6 protein-coding genes are annotated in these 7891 nt (G+C 46.9%); all 6 read right to left on the bottom strand.

What is annotated here, in order from left to right; all coding sequences use genetic code 11:
- Positions 1-191: 191 nt before the first annotated feature.
- The 6 genes from ACO4PX_RS06715 to ACO4PX_RS06690 all read right to left on the bottom strand — a co-directional run bounded on the left by ACO4PX_RS06715 (position 192) and on the right by ACO4PX_RS06690 (position 7705).
- Positions 192-1367: an AI-2E family transporter gene (locus ACO4PX_RS06715; protein ID WP_472450971.1), complete on the bottom strand. Its 1176-nt coding sequence runs from the start codon at positions 1365-1367 to the stop codon at positions 192-194.
- A gap of 100 nt (positions 1368-1467) precedes the next feature.
- A complete protein-coding gene (locus ACO4PX_RS06710) occupies positions 1468-2394 on the bottom strand; it encodes an ABC transporter permease (RefSeq protein WP_314832978.1) in 927 nt (308 codons plus the stop codon).
- On the bottom strand, positions 2384-3457 hold the full coding sequence (locus tag ACO4PX_RS06705; protein WP_314832977.1) for an ABC transporter permease: 1074 nt from the start codon (positions 3455-3457) through the stop codon (positions 2384-2386). The genes ACO4PX_RS06710 and ACO4PX_RS06705 overlap by 11 nt, the downstream gene beginning before the upstream one ends.
- A gap of 2 nt (positions 3458-3459) precedes the next feature.
- Entirely contained in the window at positions 3460-4989 is a 1530-nt protein-coding gene (locus tag ACO4PX_RS06700; RefSeq protein WP_472450970.1) for an ABC transporter ATP-binding protein, read from the bottom strand.
- 42 nt (positions 4990-5031) lie between these two features.
- Positions 5032-5976: a YjjW family glycine radical enzyme activase gene (locus ACO4PX_RS06695; RefSeq protein WP_485572057.1), complete on the bottom strand. Its 945-nt coding sequence runs from the start codon at positions 5974-5976 to the stop codon at positions 5032-5034.
- Between the two features lie 196 nt (positions 5977-6172).
- Positions 6173-7705, bottom strand: a complete 1533-nt coding sequence (locus ACO4PX_RS06690) for a YjjI family glycine radical enzyme (RefSeq protein ID WP_485572056.1) — start codon at positions 7703-7705, stop codon at positions 6173-6175.
- Positions 7706-7891 lie beyond the last annotated feature (186 nt).

The following is a 7891-nucleotide window of genomic DNA, read 5'->3' as shown; positions in this document are numbered from 1 at the left end:
GAAAGCGAGCAAAGCGAAGCTTGAAGTTAGTACCGCTGCGAAGGCGAGGTTAGCGGGAGCGTGCCCCGGTTATAGACCCATACTGCATTTGAGCGCATCCTTATGATAAATACAGTTCTTCAATACATTGGATTAAGCTAGTGAAAGCGTGCCACGAATTTCATCCCTATCCTGATTAGAAAACCGTAAATTTATGAATTCGCCTTCTTTGCTTCCCCTCTTTCTATCATCCGATCCACCTGTAACTTAATCAAGCTGGCAATGGGGGCTGCCAAGAAGATTCCTAAGACTCCCCCCACTGCGCCTCCGATAATCAAGGAGATAATCACCAGCAGAGGATGAATGTCTATACTGTTGGAAAGGAGTCTTGGGTTAATCACATTTCCATCAACGGTCTGAATCGCAAACAGGGCTAAGATAGCCGGTAATAATTTAGAAAAATCCCCGTAAAGGGTACACACTAAAATGGTGGTTCCGTAGGCCACAAAAGGGCCCACATAGGGAATCAGATTTCCAATTCCGGTGAGAATCCCTATGGCCAGGGCATAGCGTACCCCTATAATACTTAGGCTGACACTGACCAAAATAGCCATAATGATGCCGTCAATCATCTGTCCACGGATATAACCGGAAAAAGCTCGATCCGCATCCTTTAAAAAGCCTCGAAAAGCTAAAACTCTCTTCTCGCCAATCAGCAGGCGAAGAATTCTCTCCCAGTACAGGGCAATCTTTACCCCATCCGCCAGAAAATAAATGGAAAAAATAATGCCAAAGAGTAAAGTTCCAATCAGGCTTCCCATATTTCCCACAGAGGAGAGGAAATTACTGCCCAAGTTTTGTGCAAAGCCCAAAAGCTTTGCTAAAAAAGTCCGTATTCCCTCTTGCAAATCATTTCCCGCAATAGGAATCTCTGAAACTCTTTGGTTTAAATCCTCATAAAAACTTTTCAAGAGAAGAAGCACACTCTCCAACCCCTTTGCAAAATCTTCCCCCTGAACCAGATGGATATTCTTGGTAAAAACGGATACCAGCAAGGAACCTAAAAAGACTAAAAAAAGTAAAATCAAAAGGTAGCAAAGCAGGATGCCCAGGTTTTTTCGAAGCTTTTCTTTTTGTTTGAAAAGCGGAATTTTCCCCAGAAATCTTTCCAGCATGGAACATAAGGGACTGAGCAAATAGGCCAGTGCAAAGCCTAAGAGCAGAGGAGAGGTGACCTGAGATAACCAGGAAAAATGCGCTGTCCATAAAAAAGGGAGACCTTCCAAATGATCCACTACCCGACTCCCAAGATGATACAGGAGAGCCGTCAGCAGTACATACACCGAAATCATCAGGTATTTTTTATTCCATAAATCTTTCCAATTCATTTCTATACTTCCCTATTCTCTATTCTCTATTCTCTACTCTCATCGCCTTAACTACGCTTTTTACTTGAACCGCCGGCTTTGTTCCGGCTATTCTGTTTCCTTATCTTGTCCGAACAAAAATTCTACCGTTTGCCTTTGGTACGTGTCCCGCCCCTACAAAGAATACCAAGGTCAGAATCGTTACCACATAGGGAATCATGGAAAGCAGGTGGGGAGACACCATATTGCCGGAACCAAGAAGTGCACGTAGTCCGGTGCAAAGTCCGAAAATCAGACAGCCCAGGAAGGTTCCCTGGGGAGTAAACTTTCCGAAAATCACCGCCGCAATAGCGATAAAGCCCTGTCCTACGATAACGGAGGGGCGGAACTGGGATACGGTAGCCAAGGTCACAAAGGCTCCTCCAAGTCCGGACAAAAAGCCGGAAAGAATCACCGCAATGTAGCGAACCTTATAGACATTGATTCCCAGAGTTTCACAGGCCCAGGGATGCTCTCCCGCTGCCCGAAGTCGCATGCCGTAACGGGTTTTAAAGAAAACAAACCAAAGTACAAGTACCAGCAAAAAGCTAAGATAAGCCACGGAATAGGTGCTTACCACATTGTACAGGAAGGAGCCGGAGGCAAATTTTCCTTCAAACATCTTGGGAAGCTTTGCGGACAAGTCCAATGCGGGTGAGTCCGAAGAATTGTCAAAAATTGCCTTACAGAGGAAAACCGCAAAGCCCGGTCCGATAAAGTTAATGGCCGTTCCCGCAATGGTTTGATCCGCATGAAGGGATACGCAAACCACCGCATGAATCAAGCCAAGAAGGGCTCCGGCACAGCCTCCCGCGAAAAATCCCAGCCAGCCGTTTCCGGTAAAGTAGGCCACACAGGCACCCACAAAGGCACCTAGAGTCATCATGCCCTCGATTCCGATATTGATTACGCCGGAACGCTCGGAGCAACAAGAGCCAAGCCCTGCCAAAAGGAGGGGTGGCGTAGAAATCAATACCGCATTTAACAGTAATCCCAGATTATTTAGCATGGCTTTCTCCCTTCTTTTGGAATCCTCTCTGTACCAGATTTTTAATCACCGGTGTAATGGCGATGAAAATGATGATGGTTCCCATGATGATGCTGACGACTTCCGCAGGAACATCCACCGTGGTTAATTTGTTTCCGCCATACTTCATGGCGCCATAAAAAAGACCGGAGAAAATGCAACCAAGAGGGTGGGTTCCTCCAATCAGCGCCACCGTAATGCCCTGGAAGCCATAGCCCTCCTGGGCGGCAAACATGGACACACGTTCAGACATTCCCAGGATCTGTACTGCTCCTCCAAGACCTGCCAGAACACCGGATAAAGACATGGAAAGCAGGAAAACTCTCTTGGAATTGATTCCTCCATACTCCGCAGCGCTGCGGGAATAGCCCACCGCCCGAAGCTGATAGCCAAAGGTGGTTTTGCTCAGAATAAACCAAATCAAAAAGGCAAAAAGCAAAGCCAAGGGTACGCCGGCATGAAGCTCCGCTCCTCCTGCAAAGGGAATGAAGGACTGGGGAATCTTCATGGAGGCGGAAGCTAAAATATTCTTACTGGCCTCCGCTCCCTGGTCGGTATGAATTGTCTTTAAATTCACCACATAGTTGGAAAAATAGAAGGCAATCCAGTTGAGCATAATATAGGACAGTACCTCATTGATTCCTTTTTTTACCTTGAGGAGGCCTACCAGAAAGCCCCATAAAGCGCCGGCAAGAGCCGCTACCACAAGACAGAGAAGCACATGGAGAGGTGCGGGCAAAGGAAATAAAATGCCCACTACAACCGCTGCCAGACTGCCCATAACAAACTGTCCCTCTGCACCGATATTAAAAATTCCGGTACGGAAGGAAAAGGCAACGGACAAGCCCGTAAAAATCAGGGGTGCTCCGTAAATGATGCTGTAAAACATAAACTTCGGTTTTCCGAAAACACCCTGATACAATTTTCCATAGGCCTTCACAGGGGAAACCCCGATGGCCTGCAATAAAACAGCCCCTACCAAAAAGCCGATGGCGATGGAAAGAAGGGTGTACAGCAAGGAACTTTTCAATATTTTCTCTTTCATACTTACTCCTTTCCTCCTGCCATATATAGTCCCAAGGTATACTCATCCGCCTCATTTCCGGCAAAGCTCTTCTGAATATTTCCGGAGAAAATAACGCCGATGCGGTCGGATAAGCCCATTACCTCTTCCAACTCAAAGGAAATCAAGAGAATTCCCCGTCCCTTATTTCTTTGCTCCACCAGATATTTATGTACAAATTCAATAGCTCCCACGTCCAAACCTCTGGTGGGGTTAAAGGCGATCAGGAGAGACTTGTCATTTTCCACCTCTCTGGCAATGATAACCTTCTGCTGGTTTCCGCCGGAAAGCTGTCCTGCTGCACGGCTTTCGCAGCCCTTTGGACGAATGTCAAATTTCTCAATCATCTTGGAGGCATGCTCTTCGATGGCCTTTTTCTGTAAGATTCCCCCCTTGGAGTAGGGTGCTTCTCCGTAATTTTGCAAAATCAGATTCTCCGCTACGGAGAAGTCCAGTACCAAACCGTGCTTCTGCCGATCCTCCGGAATACTGGAAAGGCCTGCATCAAAGATTTCTCTGGGGCTTTTGCAGGAAATGTCCTTTCCTAAAAGCTGAATTTCTCCCTCCGTAGCATGGGCTAATCCGGTTAAGATTTCTACCAGCTCCGACTGGCCGTTTCCGTCAATGCCGGCAAGTCCCAGGATTTCTCCCGCCCGAACCTCCAGATTTAGTCCCTTTAGGATTTCCACCCCTCTATAATCCTTGGCATGGAGATTTTTCACGGAAAGCACCACTTCTCCCGGCTCCTGAGCCTTCTTCTCCACGTTGCGGTTCACTTTTCTTCCCACCATCATGGCTGCCAAATCATCCTCCGAGCAGGAGCATACATCCACGGTATCAATGTATTTTCCCTGCCGGATAATCATACATTTATGAGCAATGCTTTTGATTTCTTTTAACTTGTGGGTAATAATCAGGATGGACTTTCCGGCCTTGGTCAAATGGGAAATAATCTCCATTAACTCATCAATTTCCTGAGGAGTAAGGGAGGCGGTGGGCTCGTCCAGAATCAAAATGTCCGCACCCCGGTACAAAACCTTCAGAATCTCCACTCTTTGCTGCATGCCCACGCTGATGTCTTCCACCTTGGCATCCACATCCACCATCAAATGATACTGTTCGGAAAGCTCTCGAATCTTTTTCTTCGCTCCGTTTAAGTCCACGGTAAGCCCCTGCATGGGCTCTGCTCCCAGAATAATATTTTCCGCAACGGTAAAGGGAGGAATCAGCATAAAGTGCTGATGCACCATACCGATGCCCAGGGAAATAGCTTTTTCCGGGCTGTCCATTTCCACCTTTTGTCCACGCACCAGAATTTCTCCGGAGCTTGGGCGAAGCATACCGTAGAGGATGTTCATCAGAGTGGACTTTCCCGCTCCGTTTTCTCCTAAAATCGCAAGGACTTCTCCCTTATGAAGCTTTAGCTGCACATGGTCATTGGCCACGAAATCTCCAAAGCGCTTCACAATGTCCCGCATCTCAATAACCGGTTCCTGCCCTTCATCTCTTCCCATCTTCCAAATGCTCTCCTTCCTCGATTTCCCTTAAGTTCCTAATTAAATCAAGAGTATGTCCTGCATCCCTTCCTGTTCGGCCAGCTCCTTCAAAGCCTTTAATTCTTCCTCACCGGGACTCTCAAACTGCCTATATTGCTCCCGTACCCCAAACTCCCGGTAGGCAATGATTTTGTAGCGAATTTTCTGTCCCCTCCTTACATAGGGAGACAGCTCTTTAGATACCTTCTCCACCGTATCCTTTCCGGAAAAAAGTCCCGGCACCACTACCGTCCTTACCTCAAAGAGTTTATCATATTCTGCCAAAATTCGCATATTTTTTAGAATTTCCCCATTGGAAAAACCGGTAACCCTCTTATGCTCTTTCCCATCATAGGCCTTAATATCCAGCATCACCCCGTCAATATAGGGAAGCAGATCCTTTTCATCCTTGGAAAAATCATAATAGCCGTTGGAGTCCAATAAAAATCCTATACCCTTCTTTTTACAGAGCATCCCCAATTCTCGTAAGAATTCCGGATAAAGGGTACACTCTCCCCCGGACACGGTGATGCCCCGGATAAAGGGAAGGTTCTTGGAAGCTTCCTGAAACACCTCCTCCGCGCTCATCCGACGGATTCTGGGGCTGGCATTGTGTGTGCAGACATGAATACATTGGTCGCAGCCGATGCATTTTTCCGGAGAGAAGGCCACCCTTCCCTCCTCCCAATAAATGGCCTTTGTGGGACAGCCCGGGATGCAATCACCGCAATGGATGCATAGGGCTCTGGTTTCCGGATTATGGCAATATTTACAGTCCAGATTGCAGGCCTGTAAAAATATTGCAGTTCGATTTCCCGGACCGTCCACAGAGCTGAAGGGGATAATCTTATTCACAGGGACTTTGATTTCTGCCTGTCCCCGGTCAGCTCTGCTTTCCGTCTTTTCTATATTTTCTTGCTTTTCTATATTTTCTTGCTTCTCTTTCTTTACTGCTAATTCTTGCATGGTACGAAATTCCTCAATTCTACTATCCTCTGCGAGGCACAAGCTCCTTCATTCCACTTCCCTCTGGGGGATGCAATGCTCCCTAATCCTACTCTTTCCGGCAAAGCCGAAAATTTCTTCTCCCAGTATAACGAAAAAGAGGAAGCTTGAATACGCCTCCTCTTTCGTAAAAACATAATACAATCCTTGAATACTATTAGCGAACCTTTCGCTCCAGAATCTTTCCGTTTTCGGCAGCACCCAGGCCTAATGCCACGGTGTCCTGCAAAACACTCTTCCCCTGCTTCAGCTTATCCATCTCGGATTTCTTCACCAGATATCCGGTAATACGAATCACGTCGGAATCGTTGGAATAGAAGGAAAGGTAGCGAAGGTTCTTTTGGAAAGCCCCCTTCATGATATCCAAAACATACTCCGGGTTTTGGTGAATGGTTCTATCAATCGGGAAAAGATCTCCGGTTCCGGAGGGGAAGTAATGGTGGAAATGAGACAGAACTTCCATTTGGTCTGCCAGATTCTCCGGCTCCTCTCCGATGGGGATTCTGGTTCCCGGGCTGATTTCCACATCTGTGGAGATACCTACCTGGGCATGGAGGAGGAAATGTCCGTTGCTGACCTCACAATAAGGATTCTTGTGGGCTTCATTAAAGGCGGAGATGCAGTCCATAATCTCTACCCCAAGCTCCGTTGCCTCCTTGCTGTGACCGAAGCGACAATCTCCCTTTCCTTCCTTTTCCAGAAGAATGTTAACCGCCTCAGCCAGACCTACCAAGCCGAACATGGCGGAAAAACGGTCTCTATGGATAAAGCCTTCTTTTGCCAGGAAATTATTCTCGAAAAAGCCGGACTCTTCCACGATAAAACGAATACGCTCATCCATATAGCGCACACAGAGCTCCATGATGTAGGGAAGTTCTTTCTCCAGAAAATCCTTTCTATCCTTGGCTCTCTTGGCAATATTGCTTAAGATCAGGCGGACAAGGGTATAGGCTCCGCCTCCGTATGCCAATCCGTTGTAGCAGGAGGCAATCACATAATTTCCGGAAAAATCCTTGGAATACATCTTGTGGTTGCAAAAGCTGGGCTTGGCACTAGCCATAGCGCAACGAATGGCTTCAATGGCAAAGTCATCCTCGGTAAGCTCCTCATCATATTTCAAGGTAAGATTCGGTACCGCATCCTTGGTTTCCGCCATGGCCCGAAGCAGAAGTCTTCCCGCCTTTGTAGCCTTGGGGCCAATGTTGGCATGGGCAAAGGAATCCAGAATCGTTCTGTCCATCTGAATACAGAAAAGCTTAATCATCTTAAAAGCAAGCTCTTCGTCCATATCCTGCACAAAGGGATCCAGCAGGGTGTCCAGCTGTCCCACATAAACCGGATAATTGGTTACGGAAGGAACATGCTTATAAAAGATTTGCAGAGCGTTAATGGCTTCATACAAATCCTTGGGAGGCTCTACCTGTAAGAAAGCGGAGCCCTCCCGAAAGAATTTCTCATAATCCGGGATGATATAGCGGGGACGCATAGGGGCATTTCCTTCGAAAAGGTCGCAAATGCACTGCTTCTCCGGCTCACAACGTAAAACTTCCAAAAGTCCTTCGGGAAGATCCAGAACAGAGAGAAGGGCGTCCGCATGATTGGCCATCGTGGCTACCTTCTGTTCGTGGGTCAGGCTCTTCGACTTTACCGTTTCCAGCATAGCCTGCCGAGCCGCTTCAACTTTTTCCATGGATATTTCTTTCATTTTCTGTCCTTTCTATTCCCCTGTCTTACTCCTTCAGAAAATTCACATCCCTGTATTCTCTTCTCTGTATTAGCTTTTTTGTATTAATTTCTTGTGTTAGATTCTTTATATTTTTTCTCTGTCCTAATTCAGCAAATTAGTTATCTAACTCGTAAACATCACCGTACTTTG

Source organism: Oribacterium sp. (genome assembly GCF_057249185.1).
Note: the sequence above shows the minus strand (reverse complement) of the source record. Positions and strands in the feature narration are given on the sequence as shown.

What these genes read in the sequence shown, in the direction of transcription:
- ACO4PX_RS06715 (WP_472450971.1), bottom strand. Translation starts at nt 1,367, where the DNA reads ATGAATTGGAAAGATTTATGGAATAAAAAATACCTGATGATTTCGGTG.
- ACO4PX_RS06710 (WP_314832978.1), bottom strand. Translation starts at nt 2,394, where the DNA reads ATGCTAAATAATCTGGGATTACTGTTAAATGCGGTATTGATTTCTACG.
- ACO4PX_RS06705 (WP_314832977.1), bottom strand. Translation starts at nt 3,457, where the DNA reads ATGAAAGAGAAAATATTGAAAAGTTCCTTGCTGTACACCCTTCTTTCC.
- ACO4PX_RS06700 (WP_472450970.1), bottom strand. Translation starts at nt 4,989, where the DNA reads ATGGGAAGAGATGAAGGGCAGGAACCGGTTATTGAGATGCGGGACATT.
- ACO4PX_RS06695 (WP_485572057.1), bottom strand. Translation starts at nt 5,976, where the DNA reads ATGCAAGAATTAGCAGTAAAGAAAGAGAAGCAAGAAAATATAGAAAAG.
- ACO4PX_RS06690 (WP_485572056.1), bottom strand. Translation starts at nt 7,705, where the DNA reads ATGGAAAAAGTTGAAGCGGCTCGGCAGGCTATGCTGGAAACGGTAAAG.